We start from the raw sequence: 21619 nt of genomic DNA on the forward strand, positions 1-21619 counted from the left end.
CAATTAATTGCTGCCCGCCTGCGGGAGCGAAATGTCGAACCGTGCCCCGCCTCCCGCGTCGATCAGGGCAATATGCCCCCCGTGATCCTGTGCGATTTGGCGGGCCATCGCCAGACCGATGCCCGTGCCGCCCTGATAAAAACTCGTATCCCGATCAAAGACCACCTGCCCCTGCGTGACCCCCGGCCCTTGATCAGAGATACTGACCGTCACCGTCTGGGGAGCGGCGCTCAGGTGGATGACAAGCGGCGAGGTTTCTGTCGCATAGCGCAATCCGTTCTCGATGATCGCGTCGAACATGCGTGTCAGAGCTTCGCGGTCGCCCTCGATTTCATAGGGGCCTTGGTCGTCGGTGGTCAGGGTGATCCAGTCGCCCTGTGGCAGCGCCGCCATCTCTGCGACGCGGTTATCCAGCAGCTCTGTCAATTCGAGCAGCTGGCTCTGACGCAACAGCCTTCCGTCATCCGAACGCGCCAGCTGTAACAGATCCGAGACGCGGCGCGTGACTTGATCGACCGCGTCAAGCGCGGCCTCCCGCTTGGTCCGGTCTTCGGACAGAGCTTCTATTGATCCTCTGGCGATGGCCAGAGGCGTCTTGAGACTGTGCCCCAGGTCAGCCAGAAAGCGTCGCCGCGTTTCGTCGATCTGCTTGAGTTTGGTCGCACTGAGTTGCAGCGCCGCGGTGCGTTCCTCGAGGTCTTGTCTGGTGCGGGACTGCGCAGAGTGTATTGCGTCCATGCGTTCGGACACCTCTGTCAGGGCCGGCCCGATGGGATCTTGATCGTCTAGCGGCTCTGGGTTGCGATTTTGCGCAAGGGCTGACAGCGCCTCTGTCCGGCGGCTTTCCCGAAGTGTTTGTTCCCGGCCCCGAACCCAAATCGCTGCGCCCCAAGACGCCAGAGCAAGCCCGAGCAAAACGGTGATCCAGCGATTGCTTTTCTGCTGAGCGCGGGCAATCGCATCGGACGCGCGCAGGATCTCGTTTTGCTCATCCTCGAGGAAGGCGCTCACGATTTGCGAAATGTTTGCGCGCTCTGTGTTCAATTGCTCTAGCGCAGAAGTCGTATCCTGCATGATATCCGCAGACTGGCGCAGATTGACCACCCGCCGCCCCGCCGTCAGAGCGGCCACGGCGGCCTCTCGCAACATGGCGGGCCGCGTGCGTTCCGCGCTTTCTTCGGCTTGTTCAGAGGCGTGAACAAAGTCGATTTCGATCGCGGTCAGTTGTTCCAGAATGCCCAAGGCGTGCATGGCATCGCGTTCGAACTGATCAAGCCCATCGGTCGCCTGCTGCAAGTCCGGCTCTAGAACCGCCTTGAACAACTCATCATGCAGACTCCGCCCCAAAATTTCGAGCGCGGCGACCTGCGCAGACGCTTGGGATATCCGCGCTGTCAGATGCTGGACGCGTTGCTCCTGCGTGGCGGACACAAGGCCCGCGCTGACGAGAGCCGCCAGCACTATCGCTCTGAATAGCCAGATCAAAGGGCGATCTGCCGGTCGCTAAAGCTGCTCGGGACCGAAAACCCGAGTCTAAAATGGTTCACCGTCCGCTCTCTTTGCTTTGTTTCGCCGCGTCAGACCGCAAGCCTATGTCCCCCGTTTCCCCCGATACATGCGACTTAGGTCGCAATCCGCAGCAAGGGGATTTCGACACACGCACGCAAAAGTCCGGATTTCGCGACCTGCGCCTGATCGTTGGATGGGGCTATATAAAGCTCATATTTATTAATGACTTTTGTGCCACTCATTCTCCAAAGATGGCAAGATCGAGGTTCAGATTGGGTCGTATGCGGATCGTGGCGTTTGGTGTTGGCTTTGGCCTGCTGGCTGCTGCCCTGTTGGCGCTCTTGTGGCCCAAGCCCCCAATATATCAGGTTCCCTCCCAGACGTTTCACAGCGTTCTCGTCATACCCGACGCCAAAGCGAACGAGAGCCTGATGCATCTGGTGTTCCCCTCTGGCGAGGCCGCAAACCCATATGAAGAAGGGCTTGCCCATTATGTTGAGCACCTTGCCTTTCTGAGTGCGTTTCATACGCCCGCGGCAGGCTGGGACCATCATAGCAACGCATGGACCAGCGCGTTCAGCACCGTGTATCGCCGCGCGATAGGCCCCGAAGGCATGGGTTCCGCGCTTCGTGAGCTTACATCCGTGGCCGAACCGATCTCGCTTGAACAGCGCTTCGCGCTCGAGGAAAGGGATATTGTTCTGCGTGAATACGAACGGTCCCTCGCCGAGCATACGCTCTACCCTGCGCTGCGTGACGTTGATCAGACCCTTTACGGTGCGGGCGGTCTATCCCGATCTGTGATCGGCGCGCCAAATGAGATCGCTGGGTTTTCTTTGGACGACGCCCGCGCGTTACACCAACAAAGCCACAGGCTGTCGCAGGCGACGCTGCTGATCTACGGGGATGTGAACAAGGCAGAGGTGAAGCAGGCCCTAACACGCCTACCCGCCAGCCCCAAAGAGCAGCGCAGTGTGCCCCCCGTTTGGGTTGCGCCAGCCCCTTTGTCCGATCGGCGCGCCTACCCGCTGGACGGTTTGACCGAGGGCACGTTTCTCTATCGCAAGATCGTGCCTTTGGGCGACTGCGGAACCCCAGCAGAATGCAGCATGATCCTCAGGATCGCCTATGCCGCTCTGGACTCAACACGAGAAGGCGGCCTCGCAGGGCCTTTGCGGTTCGACGCGTTTATCGCGCGCCGCTTTTCCCTCGGCCTCGACATGATCGCAGGCCAATATGCGCTGCTGTCCTTTGAGGCTGCACCGGATACTGGGGTCAGTCTTGCCGAACTGGAACGCGTGTTCTTTGAAACACTCAAAGGCACGCTTCGGGCAGGCTTGCCCCACGACACGATAGAGCGCACCCGCGCGCGGATCGTTGCGGACCTGGATGACATCCCAGAAGATGCGCGGCCCTCTCGGACACACGACCACGTGCTTTTCGCCATTTCGACGGCCAATCCGATTGTTCCATTGGTCGAACTCAGGCAGGCCGCAGAGACCGTTTCGACGTTGGATGTGAATGCCTTTTTGACAACATTGCTCGGAGACGGGCGAGAGGTCACACGGCTGATCTCGGTAGGAGGATAAAATGATCAGGTGGATTGTCGCGCTTGTCTTGGTGCTCGGGCTTGGGTCTTGCAAAGACGATCCGGTCCGAGAGGTCGTTCTGGCTCAGACACCAGAGGGGCGGTCCTTTTATTTTATGGAGGCAAGGGGAAAAGGTGTCGATCAGGTCGCAATGACCATCGCATGGCCCACAGACTGGGTCTATGACGCGGGCAATAACCCTGCGGTCCCCCACATCGCAGCGCAGACCATCCTGAGCGGCGGCACAGAGGATCTTCGTCCCCAAGATGTGATGACGTTTTTCAATGATCACAATGCCTTTGGTCGGTTGGACGCGACGGTAGATCATGTGATCGGACGATTGGTGTTTGCCCCCGAAGATCGGCCGCAGGTGATCGCGATCGCCAACGAAATGCTGGTGACACCCCAGCTTGACCCGGACTGGGTGACGCGCATGACAGAGGATTTTCGCGCCAGAGTCGAAGACAGCTGGACACAGTCCTCGACCCATATGTGGGTGCTTGCACGGCGGGCCATTTTGGGCGACGTGCCCATCTGGCGCGGGATTGATCTGCCGGACCGCTCGGTTATCGCGCAGGTCACGCCCGCAGATTTGAAGGCTTGGCACGCCACAACGATTGTTGGGAATAACCTGACCATCGTCGTCACAGGCGCCTTGTCCGCTCAGGACGCCGGAGAGGCTGTAGATAGCCTGCTTGCAGGCTTGCCCGACGGACCCGCGGTGCAAAAGCCCACAACTGAACCCGATTTTGAACCTATCACAGTCTTGCTTCACCGGCCCGAGGCGGAAAAGACCCTCGTTGCCTTCACCGGCGAACTGCCGTCAGCGGATCGCGGGCACGACTTTGAGACCCATCTCGCGTTGCAGCTCTTTGCCCGCAGTGGCGATGGCCCGCTGTTCGAGGCTGTTCGGACGAATTTACGCGCCAGCTATGGCTTTGGGGCTTGGTATGCCAACATGAATAGGGCGATCCGCGTGCTGAATATCGCAGGAGAGGTCGAGACAGCCAAACTCCAAGAGACAGTGGATGTGGTCCGAGAAACGTACTCAGCCTATCGCACGGGTCCAGAGACGCAGGCGTTTGCAGGGATGCGCGACGATCTGGCCGCAGATGTGAAAGAAAACACTCAAAACCCTGATGTGGCCGCTGACGTGATACTGCAATTGGCCTTGGACGGTCTGGACCCAGCGCAAGCGACGCCGTTCGAGCAGCAGGTCAAAGAGATGACACCACAGGCGCTAACAGACACCCTAACGACCGCCTTTCCAGCCGCGCAGAGCTTGAGCGTGATCGCCGTCAGTGCGGACGCAGACGCCTTGCCCGGCGCCTGCGTTATCACAGAAATTGCACAGATAGAGCGCTGCAAATAGCGCTCTTTTCGCAAATCAGCGTATCACAACGGTCCACGCCAAGAGTTCCATTGCAGGCTGCACCCGAAACTGACCGTTTTGAACCGGTTGCTGGATATAGGGTTGTTTCACGCAGTTCTCATCCCCGGTAGCAGGCAATGGTCTGCCAAATCAGCTTGCCGACCTGCGGGTTCCGGATATCCCCATGCGATCGAATAATCTCGCTGGCATCAATGTAGGCAACCTTGGTTTTCTGTTGCTCCTTGGGGCAATAGCTGTCCCCCAACCCGTCATAGGGCCAGGTAAAAGGCTCGAATTTCTCTTTTAACGCAGGAGTATCCTGGATCGTCGTGTGGCCGGCCTTTCCACCCACATGCCGCGCACCGGTCGCGAACCGGGCAATCGGGTTGGCGCGGTCATGTGTGGACCACGTGAGAACCACATCACCGCGTGGGGCGCTGTGATCCTGATAGGGTGCGCCTTCGCCACTGAACAACCATCTGACTACAGGCACCAGTTCGTAACCGGGGCGAAACCGGTTCGCGCTAAAGGCGCCCTGTAGACCGATCACCAACGGCCCTTGTCCTGTCCGTGCCGGGGCATCGCGCAGCATATCCGCCGAATAATAGGCCCGCGTGACGATCCGTGCGCCCATAGAGTGGCCGATCGCGACTGTGCCAATCCCATGCCGGTTCTCGATCCGCGCCAGGATACCGTTCAGAATATGGTTAGCGTAGGAATAGCCGATTTCATCGGCATCCACAGACTTTGCCGCGTAACTGCCGATGTGCAGCGCCCGATTGGCAATGTCCAGGACAGAGGTTCCGCCCCAAACAGAGGGCCAAGTGATCCCTATCACCAAGGGATCAAAGTTTTCGCTTCCGCCTGCTGCATTACGCGTGGTCTGGATGATTGCGTTGTACCGTTCAAGCGCTTCGATCTGGTCGTTGTTCCAGCCCATTGATACGAAAAGAACATGTGTAAACGGGCGCTTGTCCTGTGTGGCTTGCCTGATCTCTTGGTCGATCGCCTGCTCCAATCGATCCATCGCAGCCCACCCTTCTGCGTAGAGGTTCTGCGGCAGTTTCGATGGTGCGCTGTGTGGCTGCTTAACAGGTGTCAGGGCGCTGCCCGAATAACTGTTGTGGAGTTGGCGCACTGAATGGCCGTTCCCTCGCGGGTCCGGTCCATATTGAAGAATGTGCGAGACGAACATCAGCTTCGGATCACTTAAGGCGCGATCAAATGTCTGTTGCTGGTTCTCCAGATCCTTTGGCCCTGCGCCCTCTGGTGTACGCCAAGGTTTGCGCAAGAGGGTGTCATTTTCTGGCGTTTTCTCCGAATAGCCAATCAAGGCGCGGGGGGCTTTCTCAATCCCGACAATGAACCCGCGATGGGCCAATGGCATGGAATGCGGCTCGTTCAGCAAGGCATGGTATCGCGAGATGACGCCATCTGTCCGCACGGCCTTTTCTTCCGAGGCTGGTACATGCCTGTCAGTGGGAGCGGAGCAACCGAATATAAATCCCATAAGCCCAAGCGCGGCCAAAAACCGCGTCCCGTTTGGAAATAGAAAACGCATAGCAAAATAGTTGTTTTGAAAATTATCCTCTCAGCTTATGCGAGAAGTTGCACATAGCAAGTACTATCTGCCAGCGAGTGTCGCGTTTTCTGGCCTGCAGGGGGCAGTTCTATGTAGAATTCTGGCTCTGCGCCTGTCAGGTCTGATCAAAGAAAGACATAGGTAGATAGTCTTTGATCCCGTGGAAAAACACGTCGATTTCCAAAGCCAGACCGAACTCGAATTCATTGAGCTCCGACCCGCTCCAGCGGTGGCGCTCTAGCCGTTCGAGGTAGCCATGGCGCGTCTGCTCATCACGGTCGCTCAGGGGTAGCGTCTCGGCGGCGCGCAGCAGGTCGATGCGTTTGTGTACCTCGCGCATCCCAGAGAACGCTTCCATCATCACCCGCATCAGCATGGGGTCTTGGCGCCAGCTTCGGCCGCCGAACACCTCTTGGATGACACGGTTGCCCGCCCCAAGGCAGTCATAAGCCACACAGCCGCGGAAGCCCTCTTGCAGCAACCTGTCATGGATAGAGCAGCTGTGCCCCGTCAGATTGCGGCAGGGTTCGCAAGGGTTCTTGTCAAAGGCGAAATCCTCGCCCTTGTCAAAGGCCAGAACCAGACAGCACAGCGCCGCGCATTTCGAACAGTCGGTCTTGAGCAGATCGGGCTGGGTCATGGGGCGTGCGGCTTCCGGTTTTCGGTTCAAGATGTCTCGGCGTATCCGCAAAATCGATGCAAAATGCAACAGGGATGGCGCGCGGCCAACGCCGCCGATCAAGGCTCTGTGTCACCCTAGGGCAAATGCGCAGCCTGATCCCTACGACCCTTTGATACTGGTCAGAGGCTGATCACACCGAGCTGTGATCCCGTGTTATTAGACAAGGCTGCGTCGCTCTCTCAGGATCGGGGTATGATAAACAGACGCGCCTTTTTGTTGACCTCGAGTGCTGCCCTAGCCGCCCCGCATGTTGTGCGGGCCCAAGGCAGTTTGGACACCGTGCTTGCGGATCTGCCGCAGATGCATTCCCTGCAGGTCCAGCGGGGGGGTGACGTCATTTTCGCCAAAGCGCCGCGCGGGCGCGGATTGCATACCCCCGCAAACATCAAGTCGTGTTCCAAGAGCATCGTTGCCCTGTTGCTAGGCAGTGTGCTGGACACCGGCGAAATCCCTGACGTTCGCGCCAGCTTGGCCGAAGTGGCACCCGACCTGATCCCATCGGGCGCGACCCAAGGTGTCGGGGCGATCACCATGGAGGATCTGGTGAGCTTGCGCGCAGGTCTCGAGCGGACATCAGGTGGCAACTACGGCGCGTGGGTCAACTCACAGAACTGGGTCGCCGATGCCCTACGCCGCCCCATGGTCGCTGAACCCGGCGGCCGAATGCTATATTCCACCGGCTCCACCCACGTCTTGGGCGCCGCATTGACCGAAGCAACGGGACAAAGCTTGCTTGCTCTGGCCCGAAGCCGGATCGGCAACCCGATGGGCATTGAAATCCCGCCGTGGACCCGTGATCCCCAAGGCTACTACATGGGCGGCAACGAAATGGCCTTGCGTCCAAGTGACATGCTGAAAATCGCGGCAATGGTGCGTGATGGCGGGGCCTTTGGCGGCACGCAAGTTATCCCCACAAGCTGGATTGCGGCGTCGATGCAGCCTCGGGCGCGGTCGCCTTGGTCCGGCCTAGGCTACGGCTACGGCTGGTTTTTGTCTGACAGCGGTTATGTTCTGGGCAGAGGATACGGCGGGCAGATCATCGCGGCGCATCCGGAGCGGAACCTTGCGATTGCCGTAACGTCAGACCCGCTGCAACCAGCGCGATCCGATGGATATTTCGGGGATTTGATGCGGGTTCTTGAGGGACCGGTTCTGGCGGTCTAACCAAAGATCACCGGCGTATCGCCTTCGTGCCATTGAGAGTACTTTGGCATCACGCGGGCAAAGGCATCACTTTGTAGAAAGCGATCCAGCCAGCCGATCAGATGGGGCCACGGCTGCGCATCAAACCAAGGGCGATCAATATAGGCGAACTGCCTGACAAAGGGCAGGATCGCCAAATCGGCCAGTGTCTCCTGCTTTCCAAACAGCCAATGTCCCGCTGCCAATCGGCGCTCCAGATCCATCAGATGCGCAACGGCTTTGGCCCGTTCTACCTCGGGGTCATGCTGGGGATAGCGCGTCGTGTACTTGGTATGGTCCAGCGCAGATTTGAAAGGCCCATCGTTCACGGCAATCAGGTCCCATCCCTCTGACGGCATCTCGAGCAGACCCGCAGGATCACGTTGCCGCAACGCCCACACCATGATGTCGAGGCTTTCGTCGATCACCTCCGCACCGATACGCAGCGCCGGAACCGTACCAGAGGGCGACGTGTCCAGAAATGCCGCAGGCTTGTCCCGCAGCACGACCTCGCGCAGCTCGACGCGGACGCCGGCGCTGAGCAGCCCCAAACGAGCGCGCATCGCATAGGGACACCGGCGAAAGCTATAGAGAATGGGCAATGTGGGGGACATGCAGAGAGGTTCTGTTCCAAGGGCGCGGGTTCGGGGCAGGATAGAGTGCCGCACGCCCAAGGGAAAGCAGGTGTCGCTTCAGAGCCCGGACGGCAAAGCAGGCCCGCTGTCACCGCGTGCAATTGCCGCCGCGTTTTCCTTGAGCCCCGTACCCGTCAAGCCCCGACGCAGCGCTTCGCGGCAGAGCCAAGCAATCTTGGTGGCAGCCGTTTCATAGTCCATGCCGCCCTGCATGTGGATGTTCGACAGGCAATTGCGGGCAGAATCCCGCGTGCCGGGGGTTGGGGCGTAGGTCAGATAAGCACCAAGGCTGTCAGCGACCGTCAAACCCGGCCGTTCTCCGACCAAGAGAACCGTGAGCTTGGCCCCCAGGGCCGCGCCGATTTCATCGCCGATGGCAACGCGGGCTTGGGTGGCAATGATGACCGGTCCAACCGTCAGTCCCTGAAGTTTCGGCAGAGTGTGGTGGATGACTGGGGACGCATGGGACTGCATGGCAGTCGATGAAAGACCATCAGCCACTACGAACGCGACATCACAGGGGCTTTGGCCGGTCAGTTTGCCCGCCTCGCCCTGCCCCAATGTGCGCCCCAGATCGGGCCGACGCAGATAGGTCACGCGATCAGGTGCCGCAGAGGCGACTTGAATGGTCCCGAGTGGTTTCAGCTCTGCGGTCAACGCGTCCACATCTAATTCGGAATGCACCGCGTCCCGCGCGCGCGCATGGGCGAACTGAAAATCGAGCGTTGCTTTGGTCGGCTGTGCCGCCCCTGCCCGCCCCAGCCCAATCCGTGCCGGAGTCGCCGCCCGCAGTTTAGCCCATGGGTCTTTGGCCAGATCGCTCATCCGTTTGCTCCAATCAGGCGCTGCGCACCGGCAGCGCTGTCAATCAGGTGGCCCTCTTCGGTCAGCATTCCCATTTTCGACAGCCATGCCTCGAATTCGGGCGCTGCCTTGTAGCCAAGGGAATTGCGCAGAAAGGCCATGTCGTGGAACGACAGGCTCTGGTAGTTCAGCATGATGTCATCCGCGCCCGGCACGGCGATCAGGAAATGCGCGCCCGCGACGGTCAGCAGGGTCATCAGAACATCCATGTCGTTCTGGTCAGCTTCTGCGTGATTGGTGTAGCAGACGTCACAGCCCATCGGCAGCCCCAGCAGCTTGCCGCAGAAGTGATCCTCGAGGCCGGCGCGAATGATCTCTTTGCCGTCATACAGGTATTCCGGTCCGATAAAGCCGACCACGGTATTCACCAGCAGCGGGTCAACAGCGCGGCAAACCGCGTAGGCGCGTGCCTCCATCGTTTGTTGGTCGATCCCGTGATGGGCATTGGCAGACAGGGCCGACCCCTGCCCCGTTTCCAGATACATGACGTTGTTGCCCACAGTCCCGCGGTTCAGGCTCAGGGCGGCCTCGCGGGCCTCTTGCAACATCGACAGCGTCACGCCAAAGCCTTCGTTCGCGGCCTGTGATCCGGCAACGGACTGGAACACCAGATCAACGGGGGCGCCGCCCTCGATCATTTCGATGGTGTTGGTGACATGGGTCAGAATGCAGGTCTGGGTGGGTATGTCGAAACGCGTGCGCAAATCCTCGAGCATGGTCAGCAGCTCGGACGCGGTGGCGACATTGTCTGTGGCGGGGTTGATGCCAATCACCGCATCCCCGCAACCAAAGGTCAAACCATCCAGTGTCGAGGCCGCGATCCCGCGCAGGTCATCTGTGGGGTGGTTGGGTTGCAGACGCGATCCCAAACGGCCGGGCAACCCGAGCGTGTTGCGAAAGGCGCTTGTGACCCGAATTCTTCGCGTCACGTTCATCAAATCGCGGTTGCGCATCAGCTTGGAGACAGCGGCGGCCATCTCGGGCGTCAAACCGGGGGCGAGAGCCGCCAGAACCGGCCCCGTTGCCGCATCGGACAAGAGCCAATCACGAAACTGCCCCACCGTCATATGGGCAACAGGCGCAAAGGCAGCGGAGTCGTGTGTGTCCATAATCAGGCGGGTGACTTCGTCAGCCTCGTAGGGCACCAAAGCCTCGGTCAAGAATGTCTTGAGCGGGACATCGGCCAAAATCATCTGGGCCGCGACGCGGGCGACTTCGGACTCTGCTGCAATCCCGGCCAGCGCATCGCCGGATCTGGCAGGTGTCGCAGCCGCCAGCAGCGCGGCAAGGGTCTCGAACCGGTGGAACTCGCCGCCGAGGGCGATGCGATAAAGCGTCATATCAAAGCCGAAAAGTTAAATCGTCAGACCGAACGGCGGCAGGGACCAACCGCCGTTCGGGTGTGCATCGGGAAAAGAGCACCTGCCCATTTCCCGAAACAGGTCTTAGCGGTAGGGGTAGCCCGCCTTTTCCATGGTCGCGGCATAGGTCTTGAACGCATCGACCACGCGCTGGGGACGGCCGCCCTTGGAGGCGATCTGGTCCCAGAACTTTTCTGCGTCTTTTACGACGGTCGACCATTCGTCCTGCGGGATCGAGGTCAGTTCCATCTTTTCGCCTTCGACGCGCAGTTTCGCTTCGCCGCCCCAGTACCAAGTTGCGCGGTAGTAGTGCGACTGGTCGATGGTGATCTTGAACAGCTCTTGCAGGTGCGGGGGCACTTTGTTCCAGCTTTCGGTGTTCGCAAAGTACGAGCCGAACCAAGCGCCGGTGACCGAGTTGGTCAGAGCGTAGTTACAGATATCGGCCCAACCGACCTCGTAGGCTTCGGTAAAGCCACACCATGCCACGCCGTCCAGTTCACCGGTCTGAAGCGCGACTTCGACGTCATCCCACGGCACGGTCACAGGGATCAGGCCGTACTGGGACAGGAAACGGCCAGCGGTCGGCACGCCAAAGACGCGCTTGCCGCGCATGTCCGCCAGCGAACGGATCGGATCTTTGGTAAAGATGTGCAGGGGATCCCATGCGCCAGCCGACAGCCAGGTCACATTGTCGACCTCGTCATAGGCTTCTTTCCAGATCTCGTTCAGGCCGTAGTAGTTGAACAGCGCCGGCACGTCGAGCGAGTAGCGGGTCGCAAAGGGGAAGTAACCGCCAAAGACCGAGATATCGACGGGCGACGCCATCGAGGCTTCGTCGGACTGGACCGCATCCAGGGTGCCGTTCTGCAGGGCGCGGAACAGCTCGCCTGTGGGGACCAGCTGGTCGGCGTAGTACAGCTCGATTTCCATCTCGCCATTCGCGGCGGTGTTGAACGCCTCGATCTGGGGCTTGATCACGTGGGCCCCCAGAGGCGCACCCGAGTAGGTCTGCAAGCGCCACTTGAGCGGGCCCTGCTGCGCGATCACCGCGGGCGCGGCCAGGGTCGAGGCCGCAGCCCCCAGAGCCGAGGTTGTCATGAACTTACGACGCGAGGTCAAAATCTGTTCGGAGGTCGATTTCTGTTTTTTATCAGTCATTTGTACTCTCACTGTTGGTTAAAGTTGGAACGCGAGGGGGACAGGTGATCAGTTCCGCACAGCCTCTGGCAGCCAGAGCGCGATCTGAGGGAACAGCATTACCAGCGCGATGGTGAACGTCATCATCGCGACGAACGGCCAAATCGAACGGTAAATATCGGGAAGGGTGATTTCCTTGGGCGCCATGGCCCGCATCAGGAACAGGTTATAGCCAAAGGGCGGCGTGATATACGCGATCTGGCAGGTCATGGTGTACAGGACGCCGAACCAGATCAGCTGGTTGTCAAAACCCAGATCCAGCGTCTTGACCAGCGGCACGTACAGGGGCGCCACAATGACCAGCATCGCGGTGTCATCCAGAAACATGCCCATGATGACAAAGCTGATCTGCATCATGATGATCACCTGCCACGGGGTCAGTTCCCAGTTGTTGATGAACAGGTTCTCGATTGCGCGGACCGCGCCGATCCCATCAAAGACGGCACCAAAGGCCAGAGCGGCAAGGATCAGCCACAAGAACATGCAGGACACGCCAAGGGTTTTACGCGCGATCTCGTGCATCATTTTCAACGTGAAACGGCGTTTGATGATTGCCGCCAGCGTCGCAGCGGTCGCGCCCACGGCCGAGCTTTCCACCAGCGAGGTCACGCCCATCACAAACAGGCCAGTCATGGCAAAGAAGATGGCAAAGGGGATGATGCCCGCTTGCAGCAGCTTCAGCTTTTCACGCAGGGGCATGTCCAGCTCTTCGTCGCTGAGAACCGGCGCGAGCGAGGGGTTCACCTTGACGCGGATCAGCACGTAGACGACGAACATCACCGCCATCATCAGGCCCGGAACCACACCGGCAAGCCACAGTTGGCTGACGGGCTGGCGTGCGATCATCGCGAACAGCACCATCACGACCGAGGGCGGCACCAGAATACCCAGCGAAGAGCCCCCTTGGACGACGCCGGTGATCAGCACCTTGTCATAGCCGCGGCGCAGCATCTCGGGCAGGGCGATGGTCGCACCGATGGCCATACCCGCCACCGACAGACCATTCATGGCCGAGATGATGACCATCAAGAAGATCGTTCCGATGGCCAACCCGCCCCCGAGCTTACCCAGCCAGACGTGCAGCATTTTATAGAGGTCTTCGGCGATGCCCGCCTCGGACAAAACGTAGCCCATGTAGATAAACAGGGGCAGCGTCAGCATGGGGATCCAGTTGAACAGCTTGAAGGTGGCCGAGAACGGGATCTCGATCCCGCCATTTCCGTAGAGCAGCAGCACCATGATCGACGCCACAAATCCGATGGCGGCAAAGACGCGCTGACCCGTCAGCAGCAGCACCATCATTGATGCAAACATGGTTAGGGCGATTAGTTCGTAACTCATTATGCGGCGTCCTTGGCCGAAGCGGTCAACGGAGTGCCCCGCAGGTCGGCGATGTGTTTGATAATTTCAGCAACGGTTTGAAGGATCATGAGCACCAGACAGCCCACCATCAGCGCTTTGATCGGCACCAAAGAGGGGTTCCACATAGAGAACCTGCGCTCGTCGGTCTGGATCGCGTATTCGAGCGAAGAGATGCCCCCGATCAGCATGACCACCAGATAGAAGAGCAGGCAGAAGATGGTGACCAGATCGATCCATGTCTTGCCCTTGGGCGACAGGCGGTCATACAGCAGGTCCATGCGCACATGGTCCCCGTCTTTCATCGTTTTGGCCCCGCCCATGAAGTAGTAGGCGGCCAGAATGAACTGGGCCAGTTCGATGCACCAATGCAGATAGATTTGCATCCCACTGCTGACGGCATCAAGGATCAGGATAAAGACCATCGCAAAGATCAGGTACATCGCGATGATGCCCGTCACGTCCGAGATCCTGTCCGTCAGCCGGACGTATTTTTTTATGAGTTCAGGCATAGGCTACTCGCATCAAGGCAAGGTGACCCCGGCCGCCTGAAGAGCCGCGGCAAGCGGTTCCGGCGGTGGGGTCATGGTCAAAAGGGTGTCAATTTCGGTCAGATCGCAGGCGCGAAAGCCAGCGCGGCGCCCGTATTTCGAAGCGTGGGCCAGAAACATCACGTTCTCGGAGCGGCGCAGGATCGCACGGGCAATGTCAGCCTCGTGATGGTCGGAAAAGGTAACGCCCGCGTCTTCGTCCAGACCGGTCAGGGTCATGACAGCATGGTCCGCCTGAAACTTCTCGATCTGTTCAATCACCATGGCGCCCACGGTTTGCTGGTTTCCCCCAGCAAACGCACCGCCAAGGAGGAACAGTTTGACCCGCGGCGCAGCGTAGAGTTTTTGCGCGATCAGGACAGAATTCGTGATCACGGTCAGATCGGGCAGGTCCAGCAGAGCCTCGCACGCCAGCAGTGTAGAGGAACCGGTGTCCATGAAGAGCGTATCACCAGGCTTGATCTCGGAGCGGAGTTTCTGACCGATCACACGCTTTTCATCCGTGTCTTCGGTCATACGCTCGGCAAAGCTAGGTTCGGAATGAAGGCGCGCGGGCTTCGCGCCCCCGTGAACTTTGCGCACGTGCCCTTCTTCGGACAGGCGCGCCAGATCACGGCGAATGGTCTCGACCGAAACGCCGTAGATCTCGGCCAGCGTGTCGACGCTGACCTCGCCCTCGGCGGTCACATGGCCGGCGATTTCCCGGCGGCGGTCCTGCGGTTTCAGCCCCATATGGGTCCCCATCAAAGTCGATGTTACTGCGCAATTTCGTGGCGCTTCTGCCTTTAATGGGTGCCCGAATGCCTATTCGGTCAACACATCACCGACTGTTCAGGCATATTTCGGGCAAAAATATTGACCGTTCGGGCATGTTTGCGCAGAAAATTAGCAGAAGCTTTACGAAACCGTCACAAAAGGACGACCCAATGCCCGAATCGGGACAGCCCACCAGTTTCGACGTCACCGTGATCGGCGCTGGCGTGGTCGGATGCGCAATTGCGCGGAAATACACCCTACTGGGGGCACGTGTGTTGCTGCTGGAAAAGGCGGCGGATGCACTTGATGGCGCGTCCAAGGCGAATTCAGCGATTCTGCACACGGGCTTTGATGCACCGGTCGGCTCAATCGAGCTGGCCTGTATTCAAGAAGGCTACCGCCAATACGAAGAGATCCATGCCAAAATGAACCTGCCGCTTGATCGTTGCGGCGCAATGGTGCTGGCTTGGACCCCAGAGCAAGAGGCTCGCCTGCCCGATCTCATGGCGCAGGCGCGCACGAATGGCGTGGATGATGTTGCTTCGTTGACCCGTGAACAGATTTTGGCGCGCGAACCGAATCTATCACAGGCGGTGCGCGCAGGCTTTGTTGTCCCCCGCGAGGCGCTGATCGATCCGTGGTCCGCGCCCCATGGCTATTTGACCCAAGCGCTCATCAACGGGGCAACCTTTCGACGGAATACCGAAGTTCTCTCTGGCGTGTTTGATGGCCAAGGATGGGTGCTGGACACCAGCACCGGCCCCGTCCAGACGACTCGGGTGATCAATGCAGCGGGGCTTTATGGGGATATCGTCGATCAGCGGCTGATCGGCCGCGCGGACTTCGACATTCGGCCGCGCAAGGGGCAATTCGTGGTCTTTGACAAGACAGCAGCACGTTTGGCCCGCCACATCCTTTTGCCTGTGCCGACAGCAACCACCAAGGGCATCGTCGTTTGCCGCACCATTTGGGGCAACCTCTTGGTCGGCCCCACCGCCGAAGAGCAGCAGGATCGCGTCAACGCCGATCTGGTCCCTGAAACCCTTGAGATGCTGCGGGACAAGGCGGCCGAGATCCTTCCTGCTTTGGCAGACGAAGAGGTGACGACCACCTATGCGGGCCTCCGCCCTGCCTGCGGCGACAAGGAATACCAAATCCGACGTCATCCCGAAAACATGATCACGGTCGGCGCGATCCGATCGACCGGACTAAGTGCGGCGCTGGGAATCGCCGAGTACATCGCCCGGATGGACGAGACGCCATGGACACCGATCCCAGAGCCAGAATGGCCCGCGATGCCAATGCTGGCCGAAGACCAAACGCGGGATTGGCAGACCGCCGGAAACGGCGGAATTCTATGCCATTGCGAACGCGTGACGCGCCGCGAAGTCGCGGCTGCCATGTCTGGACCCAATGCGGCTAAAAGCCTTGCCGGTCTCAAGCGCAGAACGCGGGTCACGATGGGGCGGTGTCAGGGCTTTTACTGTTCGGGCGCGTTGCAGGAAATGACCGCCACCTGTCTCAAGCCGGAGGACGCGGAATGACAAATTTACCCGATACCTGTGATGTGCTGATTGTTGGTGGGGGGCCCGCTGGACTGGCCGCGGCCGCACGCCTCGCGGAGGCTGGTCTGGACGTCCATCTTGTAGAACGGGAGCCTGTCGCAGGCGGTATCCCGCGACATTGCGGCCACTCGCCCTACGGCTGGCGTGAATTCAGGCGGGTGATGGGAGGGCAAGCCTATGCCAAACGGCTGATTGCCCGTGCCAAAGCGTGTGGGGCGCAACTCCACACCGGAGTCACCGTGACGGATCTAGGGCGGCGCGGGCAGGTCACAGTCTCTTCGGACAGCGGCCTTCAGAGTGTGCAGGCGCGTGCGGTGCTTCTGGCAACGGGTGCGCGTGAAACACCCCGCGCGCCGCGATTTATCGGTGGCACGAAACCCGGCGGAGTGATGAACACAGGCGCGTTGCAGAGCTTGGTGTACCTTAACAGAGAGCGGCCCTTTCGCAGGCCCGTGGTTTTGGGCAGCGAACTGGTCTCTGTCTCGGCCGCTCTGACATGTCGTCATGCAGGGGCGCAGCCCTTGGCGATGATCGAAGCGAACGACCGCCCCACGACATGGCGCGCGGCCACGTGGCTGCCCAGAGTGCTGGGAACGCCTCTGCTGCTTTCCACGCAGATCGAGGCGATTCACGGGCGCAGTTGGGTCGAAGGCGTCACGCTGGTGAACGGCCAGCGCCGGTGGGACATGGACTGTGACGGGGTGGTCGTCACGGGGGCGTTCAGACCCGAGAACGCCCTGCTCCGCGCAAGTGCCATCGACGTCGATCCCCGCACGCGCGGCCCTGTGGTCGACCAGTATGGCCGATGCTCTGACCCGGCCTATTTCGCCGCGGGCAATCTGTTGCGCCCCGTCGAAACCGCGCCGTGGTGCTGGAACGAAGGGCGCATGGTTGCCGGCGCGATCATTACCGCTCTGGCAGGCGGGTTGCCTGATCCAGACCTGTCTGAACCGGTGTCTGCCGGGCATTCCGGCATCTCTTGGCATCTCCCCCAAAGGATTTCGCCCAATTTTTCATCGCCTGCGCTAGAAAATGTGCAGATTGGGCTTGCCCGACCGATGACGGGGACAGTTCGCTATGGGCAGGCTTCGGGAAACCTGCGATCCAGACCAGCAAGGCGTATCCTGTTACCGCTTCCTGATGGGGGGGTGGACCTGCAATTCGAAGAGACCCCATGAAGATTGTTGCCATTGATCAGAGCACAACCTCGACCACGAGTTTTCTGTTTGACGGCACCAGCGACGCGCTCAAGCTGCGCACTGACTTTCATAGGCAAACCTATCCCGCGGTCGGTTGGGTGGAACATGACGGCGTCGAACTCTTGCGCAATGTGGCCGCAGGGATCGAGGCAGGACGTCTGGCCGGAGCAGAGGCAATCGCCCTTTCCAATCAAGGGGAAAGCTGTCTGGCGTGGGACGCGGAAACCGGAGAGCCGATCAGCCCGGTTCTGGTTTGGCAAGATGCGCGCACCGAAGAGCATTGCCAGACCTTGTCTCGGCTTCATGGGGCGGCCGTCGAAGAGCGCGCGCGCCTGCCTTTGGATGCGTACTTTTCGGCTTCGAAAATGGGGTGGATCTACGCGCATATCCCCGCCGCCAAAGAGCTGGCGGCCAAAGGGCGCCTTCGGATGGGGACGACGGATGCCTTTTTCCGCGATCGCCTGACGGGCCGGTTCGAAACCGATGTGGCGACCGCATCTCGTATGGCCCTGATGAATATGGAAACCTGCGCATGGGACCCTGTCTTGTGCGAGGTCTACGGAGTTCCAATCGAGACCCTGCCATCCATCACAGACTGTAGTGGCGATCTGGGAGAGGTGGATGGACTGCCCCTGCGTTCGGCCATTGTGGACCAACAGGCCGCCCTCTTTGGTCACGGTGTGACCCGCGCCGGACAGGTCAAAGTGACCTTTGGGACCGGCGCATTTGCCTTGGCGCTGACCGGCGAAACCTGCCCCGACTATATCAATGGCGTGCTGCCGACCGTCGCATGGCGCGAAGCGGGCGCGCCGACCCTTTATGCGTTGGATGGCGGCATTCACACCGCGTCCGCTGCTGTGAATTGGGCAAAGTCCCTTGGGCTTTTCACCGAGTATTCCGAACTGGACGGGTTTAGCGGCCACGCTCTGGCGCGCGGCTTGGTCTTTGTGCCGTCTCTGGCTGGTTTGGCCTGCCCCTATTGGGATCATGCAGCCAAGGGCAGTTGGCTCGGCCTGACGCTCGGGACCAGCCAAGCCGACATGATGCAAGCCATGCTCGAGGGGATCGCCTACCGCACCCGAAGCGTTCTGGAGGCCATGAGCGACATCCTCCCGCTTGTCTCGCCAGTGAACATTGACGGCGGCATGACGGCCAATCCTTGGTTCGGGCAGGCTTTGGCGAACATCACCGGATGCGCCATGCAAAAGAGCACGATGGTGGACATCACGGCATTCGGCGTGGCACAGTTGGCCGCGCGGTCCTGTGATACGCCGCTGCTTGCGCCGCCAAGCGGAGAGACCTTGTCCCCTGATCCGGCATTTGACCCCCGCCCCGAGGCCTTTGCACGGGCCTGCGACATGGTAAAAGAGTGGGGCGCTGTAACCGCAATTTAGGCGCGCGTTTTACCAATTGGCAGGCATTCGGAACGTGGGTCGCTGCCGCTTGATCCCGTGCGATTCATCAAAATTGTCACCACATGCCAACCAACTGAGTCCTGCGGTCATGCCGCTGCAGGATTGGGCGTTCTATGCTGTCTTTAGGTCCAAGACATCCAAGGAAACAAGACATGCAACGCATTGATCACAGCCCCCACCGCGAACCCGCTTCTGGCGTATATTGCCGAATGAAAGCGCTTTTTAACCTGCTGACAGGCGACGAGAGCCCCGCGTCCTACGAATACCCACCCCGCCATCTGTGGGGTGATTTAGGTCGCCCGACTGATCGGTCCCCTCGATCCACCGCCTTTGTCCCGACGCATCTACAATGGCGATAATCAGATGTCAGTGTCCCAAACTCTAGCGCTGACATACGCGGGATTGGCCGCCCTGCCTGTTACGATGCATCTTGCCATCGTTGCAGGCGCCCCGCTGGGTCGCTTCACGGTCGGAGGCCGATTTCCCAATCGGCTGCCCCCACGCTGGCGGGGGTTGGCCGCTGTGCAGGCCGCCCTCCTTGTTCTGATGGCTTTGGCTGCGCTCTCGCGTGCACACGTGGCTTTGGACCCGTTGAAAATACTCTTCTGGCCCGCTGTCGCGGTGACCGCTCTTAGCCTGCTGGCCAATGCCGCCAGCCCGTCGCGGCCCGAACGTTTGCTGTGGACACCCGTCCTTGCGCTCATGGTTCTGGCGGCTCTTGGCGTTGGCCTGTTGTAACATCGGAGGATCAAACATGCATGTGCTTGTTGCCGGGGCGACCGGCTATCTGGGCCGGTTTCTGTGCGCAGAATACGCGCGGCGCGGACATCATGTGACCGCATTGGTCCGTGACAGCCGCCGCGCCAAAGGGGTGGCTGACCTGCTAATTCAGGCCGAAGCCACGCAGCCACAGAGCTTGGGCGGCGTGATGGACGGGATTGATCTGGTGGTGTCGGCGCTGGGGATCACCAGGCAGGCCGATGGGTTGGGTTACCAAGAGGTCGATTATCAGGCGAACCTCAATTTACTGCGCGAAGCGGAACGCGCAGGCGTTGGCCGGTTTGCATATATCCACGTCTTGAATGCCGAGGCTATGGCGGGCGTACCGCTGGTTGACGCCAAAGCTGCGTTTGTCGCGGCCCTACAGGACTCGGACATGCCCGAAACCGTGATCGCCCCGACGGGATATTTCTCTGATATGGGTGATATTCTGAAAATGGCTCAGGCGGGACGCGTCTGGCTGTTCGGAGAGGGAACGCAACGCTTGAACCCGATCCATGGGGCTGATTTGGCGTCAGCGGTCGCTGATGCAACGGACGCGGGCCAGCGCTGGCTGGACATTGGGGGCCCTGACGTCATGACCCAAGACGCGATCGCCCGTGCGGCTTTCGCAGCCCTCGGGACAGCGCCGCGTGTCACTTATCTGCCGGATGCCGTGCGCAAAGCAATACTGGCCGCTCTGCCGATCCTGCCGCGCCGGATCAGCGGACCTGCACGGTTCTTTCTGACCGCCCTCGGGATGGATATGGTGGCGCCGCGATATGGCACGCGGCACTTGGCGGAGGACTTCCGAGACGGCCGTTGAGGACGACAGATCTACGCCGACTGCGCGTATCCACCGTTGTAGCTTTCACTCTTGCGGCGGATTTGTGCGTGATCGACGATGCGTTCACGGGCAATGCCGCGGAATTCCTCGATCGAGTCATAGCCCTTGCGATCCATGTAGTCGGTCAAGTCGGTCGTCAGCTCTTTGATCAACTGAACCCCGACACCGCCGCTGCCCTTCTCTTCCATAGCAGCCGTGCAGACCTGTAGATTCCCTGCTCCATGAGCGATGAAGTTGAAAGCCTCGCGGAAGCCCTTGATGCCCCCGATACCAGATATCGCCTTGTCGGGATAAGCACGAGAGATATCCGACACCCGCTGCAGCGCCTGATGCAGGATCGCCAATCCGCCCAAACCGCCGGATGTAACAAGGCCATCAACCTCTACCTCGAACTTCATGGTTTCGGGGTCCATCAGCGGCAATGAAGGAAAGGTATTGCACAAGGAAATCGAAGAAGCGCCCGCCTCGTAGGCGGCGCCCGCTGCATCAACAAGCGTCGATGTGGACGGCGTGAGCTTGACCCAGATCGGGACATCGACGGCTTCGGTCACGGCTTTCATCACAGACCGAATGATGTCTTCGTCGTTGGCAATGTTGGCACCCATGTCTTTGCGGTCCATATGCGGACAGGACATGTTCAACTCCAGCGCATCGCATCCCGCGTTGACACAGGCTTTGGCCAGCTTCTGCCAGTTCGCCATTTCCTCTGCACTGCCAGCACCGGCCATGATGGAACCGATGAGCATCCGATCCGGATAGGTGCTCTTGATCTCCGCGAGGTCAGGAAGCCACAGGTCGAGCGGTTGATCCGAAATCAGCTCCCAATTCCAAGACGAGTGGGACACCGTGTCAGGCCGTTTGTAGCGCGACACATAAGGCTTCTCGTCGCTTGCGCGTTGATAGATCGTCTTGGGACCCGCAACATTTTCAACCGGATGCAAACCGATCGTTTTGGTCACGACACCACCCCATCCTGCCTCAAAGGCTCTCAGGATCTTGCGCTTGCTCTCTGTTGGCGGCGCCGAGGCAAGGATGAATGGATTGACGAACTCTAGACCCGTGAAAGTGGTGATCAACTTGTCTGACATGGTGTTCCCTCATTGCTCAATGATTAGGACGCCAATTATTTACCAAACAGTCAAGAATTATTCAGCAAGGCCACGGACAATCCCGCAAAAGCAGAAGAATGCGC

At 59.8% G+C, this 21619-nt stretch carries 19 protein-coding genes; 8 read left to right on the forward strand and 11 right to left on the reverse strand.

Annotated elements, in window-relative coordinates; all coding sequences use genetic code 11:
- Positions 1 to 3 precede the first annotated feature (3 nt).
- Complete coding sequence (locus AB9K37_RS06070; protein ID WP_369836045.1) at positions 4 to 1461, reverse strand: ATP-binding protein; 1458 nt, start codon at positions 1459 to 1461, stop codon at positions 4 to 6.
- Between the two features lie 329 nt (positions 1462 to 1790).
- Between AB9K37_RS06070 and AB9K37_RS06075 the strand changes: the two genes are divergently transcribed.
- Both AB9K37_RS06075 and AB9K37_RS06080 read left to right on the forward strand, forming a co-directional pair.
- Positions 1791 to 3098, forward strand: coding sequence for an insulinase family protein (locus tag AB9K37_RS06075; protein ID WP_369836046.1), 1308 nt, complete (start codon positions 1791 to 1793; stop codon positions 3096 to 3098).
- A 1-nt stretch (position 3099) separates the two neighbouring features.
- Positions 3100 to 4470, forward strand: a complete 1371-nt coding sequence (locus tag AB9K37_RS06080; RefSeq protein WP_369836047.1) for a M16 family metallopeptidase — start codon at positions 3100 to 3102, stop codon at positions 4468 to 4470.
- Between the two features lie 118 nt (positions 4471 to 4588).
- On the opposite strand, the gene AB9K37_RS06085 is transcribed toward AB9K37_RS06080, so the two are convergent.
- Together AB9K37_RS06085 and AB9K37_RS06090 are read right to left on the reverse strand one after the other, a co-directional pair.
- Positions 4589 to 5914 carry an alpha/beta hydrolase gene (locus AB9K37_RS06085; RefSeq protein ID WP_369836048.1) on the reverse strand — a complete coding sequence of 442 codons (1326 nt, stop codon included), beginning with the start codon at positions 5912 to 5914 and terminating at the stop codon, positions 4589 to 4591.
- 253 nt (positions 5915 to 6167) lie between these two features.
- Complete coding sequence (locus AB9K37_RS06090) at positions 6168 to 6692, reverse strand: hypothetical protein (protein ID WP_369836050.1); 525 nt, start codon at positions 6690 to 6692, stop codon at positions 6168 to 6170.
- 234 nt (positions 6693 to 6926) lie between these two features.
- Between AB9K37_RS06090 and AB9K37_RS06095 the strand changes: the two genes are divergently transcribed.
- Positions 6927 to 7898 carry a serine hydrolase domain-containing protein gene (locus tag AB9K37_RS06095; protein ID WP_369836052.1) on the forward strand — a complete coding sequence of 324 codons (972 nt, stop codon included), beginning with the start codon at positions 6927 to 6929 and terminating at the stop codon, positions 7896 to 7898.
- Here the strand turns inward: AB9K37_RS06095 and AB9K37_RS06100 are convergent.
- The 7 genes from AB9K37_RS06100 to AB9K37_RS06130 form a co-directional block, all read right to left on the reverse strand.
- Positions 7895 to 8530: a glutathione S-transferase gene (locus tag AB9K37_RS06100; RefSeq protein ID WP_369836054.1), complete on the reverse strand. Its 636-nt coding sequence runs from the start codon at positions 8528 to 8530 to the stop codon at positions 7895 to 7897. The genes AB9K37_RS06095 and AB9K37_RS06100 overlap by 4 nt on opposite strands.
- A 78-nt stretch (positions 8531 to 8608) precedes the next feature.
- Positions 8609 to 9376 (reverse strand): ethanolamine ammonia-lyase subunit EutC, encoded by a 768-nt coding sequence (eutC, locus tag AB9K37_RS06105; RefSeq protein ID WP_369836056.1) that lies wholly within the window; start codon positions 9374 to 9376, stop codon positions 8609 to 8611.
- Entirely contained in the window at positions 9373 to 10755 is a 1383-nt protein-coding gene (locus tag AB9K37_RS06110) for an ethanolamine ammonia-lyase subunit EutB (protein ID WP_369836058.1), read from the reverse strand. Before AB9K37_RS06110 ends, eutC begins: the two co-directional genes overlap by 4 nt.
- Positions 10756 to 10860: 105 nt before the next feature.
- Positions 10861 to 11898, reverse strand: coding sequence for a TRAP transporter substrate-binding protein DctP (dctP, locus tag AB9K37_RS06115; RefSeq protein WP_369836110.1), 1038 nt, complete (start codon positions 11896 to 11898; stop codon positions 10861 to 10863).
- 87 nt (positions 11899 to 11985) lie between these two features.
- Entirely contained in the window at positions 11986 to 13317 is a 1332-nt protein-coding gene (locus tag AB9K37_RS06120; protein ID WP_369836060.1) for a TRAP transporter large permease subunit, read from the reverse strand.
- Positions 13317 to 13847, reverse strand: coding sequence for a TRAP transporter small permease subunit (locus AB9K37_RS06125; protein ID WP_369836061.1), 531 nt, complete (start codon positions 13845 to 13847; stop codon positions 13317 to 13319). The genes AB9K37_RS06120 and AB9K37_RS06125 overlap by 1 nt, the downstream gene beginning before the upstream one ends.
- Positions 13848 to 13859: 12 nt before the next feature.
- Entirely contained in the window at positions 13860 to 14618 is a 759-nt protein-coding gene (locus AB9K37_RS06130) for a DeoR/GlpR family DNA-binding transcription regulator (protein ID WP_369836062.1), read from the reverse strand.
- 194 nt (positions 14619 to 14812) lie between these two features.
- Between AB9K37_RS06130 and AB9K37_RS06135 the strand changes: the two genes are divergently transcribed.
- From AB9K37_RS06135 to AB9K37_RS06155, 5 genes are all read left to right on the forward strand, one after another.
- Entirely contained in the window at positions 14813 to 16186 is a 1374-nt protein-coding gene (locus AB9K37_RS06135) for an NAD(P)/FAD-dependent oxidoreductase (protein ID WP_369836064.1), read from the forward strand.
- Positions 16183 to 17385 (forward strand): NAD(P)/FAD-dependent oxidoreductase, encoded by a 1203-nt coding sequence (locus tag AB9K37_RS06140; RefSeq protein WP_369836066.1) that lies wholly within the window; start codon positions 16183 to 16185, stop codon positions 17383 to 17385. The genes AB9K37_RS06135 and AB9K37_RS06140 overlap by 4 nt, the downstream gene beginning before the upstream one ends.
- Entirely contained in the window at positions 17382 to 18800 is a 1419-nt protein-coding gene (locus AB9K37_RS06145; RefSeq protein WP_369836067.1) for an FGGY family carbohydrate kinase, read from the forward strand. Before AB9K37_RS06140 ends, AB9K37_RS06145 begins: the two co-directional genes overlap by 4 nt.
- 390 nt (positions 18801 to 19190) lie before the next feature.
- Positions 19191 to 19559, forward strand: a complete 369-nt coding sequence (locus AB9K37_RS06150; protein WP_369836068.1) for a hypothetical protein — start codon at positions 19191 to 19193, stop codon at positions 19557 to 19559.
- A 16-nt stretch (positions 19560 to 19575) separates the two neighbouring features.
- Complete coding sequence (locus AB9K37_RS06155) at positions 19576 to 20406, forward strand: SDR family oxidoreductase (RefSeq protein WP_369836070.1); 831 nt, start codon at positions 19576 to 19578, stop codon at positions 20404 to 20406.
- Positions 20407 to 20417: 11 nt separating this feature from the next.
- Here AB9K37_RS06155 and AB9K37_RS06160 read toward each other — a convergent pair whose 3' ends face one another.
- The gene (locus AB9K37_RS06160; RefSeq protein ID WP_369836072.1) at positions 20418 to 21515 is read right to left on the reverse strand and encodes a tRNA-dihydrouridine synthase; all 1098 of its coding nucleotides are present in this window, start codon (positions 21513 to 21515) and stop codon (positions 20418 to 20420) included.
- Between the last annotated feature and the right edge of the window lie 104 nt (positions 21516 to 21619).

The sequence above is a fragment of the Donghicola sp. XS_ASV15 genome, assembly GCF_041224595.1.
Taxonomy (GTDB): domain Bacteria; phylum Pseudomonadota; class Alphaproteobacteria; order Rhodobacterales; family Rhodobacteraceae; genus Donghicola.

Bases quoted from the DNA above. Each gene is read 5' to 3' on its own strand.
- AB9K37_RS06130 (WP_369836062.1), bottom strand. From the start codon at position 14,618: ATGGGGCTGAAACCGCAGGACCGCCGCCGGGAAATCGCCGGCCATGTG.
- AB9K37_RS06080 (WP_369836047.1), top strand. From the start codon at position 3,100: ATGATCAGGTGGATTGTCGCGCTTGTCTTGGTGCTCGGGCTTGGGTCT.
- AB9K37_RS06155 (WP_369836070.1), top strand. From the start codon at position 19,576: ATGCATGTGCTTGTTGCCGGGGCGACCGGCTATCTGGGCCGGTTTCTG.
- AB9K37_RS06160 (WP_369836072.1), bottom strand. From the start codon at position 21,515: ATGTCAGACAAGTTGATCACCACTTTCACGGGTCTAGAGTTCGTCAAT.
- AB9K37_RS06135 (WP_369836064.1), top strand. From the start codon at position 14,813: ATGCCCGAATCGGGACAGCCCACCAGTTTCGACGTCACCGTGATCGGC.
- AB9K37_RS06145 (WP_369836067.1), top strand. From the start codon at position 17,382: ATGAAGATTGTTGCCATTGATCAGAGCACAACCTCGACCACGAGTTTT.
- AB9K37_RS06075 (WP_369836046.1), top strand. From the start codon at position 1,791: ATGCGGATCGTGGCGTTTGGTGTTGGCTTTGGCCTGCTGGCTGCTGCC.
- AB9K37_RS06125 (WP_369836061.1), bottom strand. From the start codon at position 13,847: ATGCCTGAACTCATAAAAAAATACGTCCGGCTGACGGACAGGATCTCG.
- eutC (WP_369836056.1), bottom strand. From the start codon at position 9,376: ATGAGCGATCTGGCCAAAGACCCATGGGCTAAACTGCGGGCGGCGACT.
- AB9K37_RS06095 (WP_369836052.1), top strand. From the start codon at position 6,927: ATGATAAACAGACGCGCCTTTTTGTTGACCTCGAGTGCTGCCCTAGCC.
- AB9K37_RS06090 (WP_369836050.1), bottom strand. From the start codon at position 6,692: ATGACCCAGCCCGATCTGCTCAAGACCGACTGTTCGAAATGCGCGGCG.
- AB9K37_RS06140 (WP_369836066.1), top strand. From the start codon at position 16,183: ATGACAAATTTACCCGATACCTGTGATGTGCTGATTGTTGGTGGGGGG.
- AB9K37_RS06110 (WP_369836058.1), bottom strand. From the start codon at position 10,755: ATGACGCTTTATCGCATCGCCCTCGGCGGCGAGTTCCACCGGTTCGAG.
- AB9K37_RS06120 (WP_369836060.1), bottom strand. From the start codon at position 13,317: ATGAGTTACGAACTAATCGCCCTAACCATGTTTGCATCAATGATGGTG.
- AB9K37_RS06100 (WP_369836054.1), bottom strand. From the start codon at position 8,530: ATGTCCCCCACATTGCCCATTCTCTATAGCTTTCGCCGGTGTCCCTAT.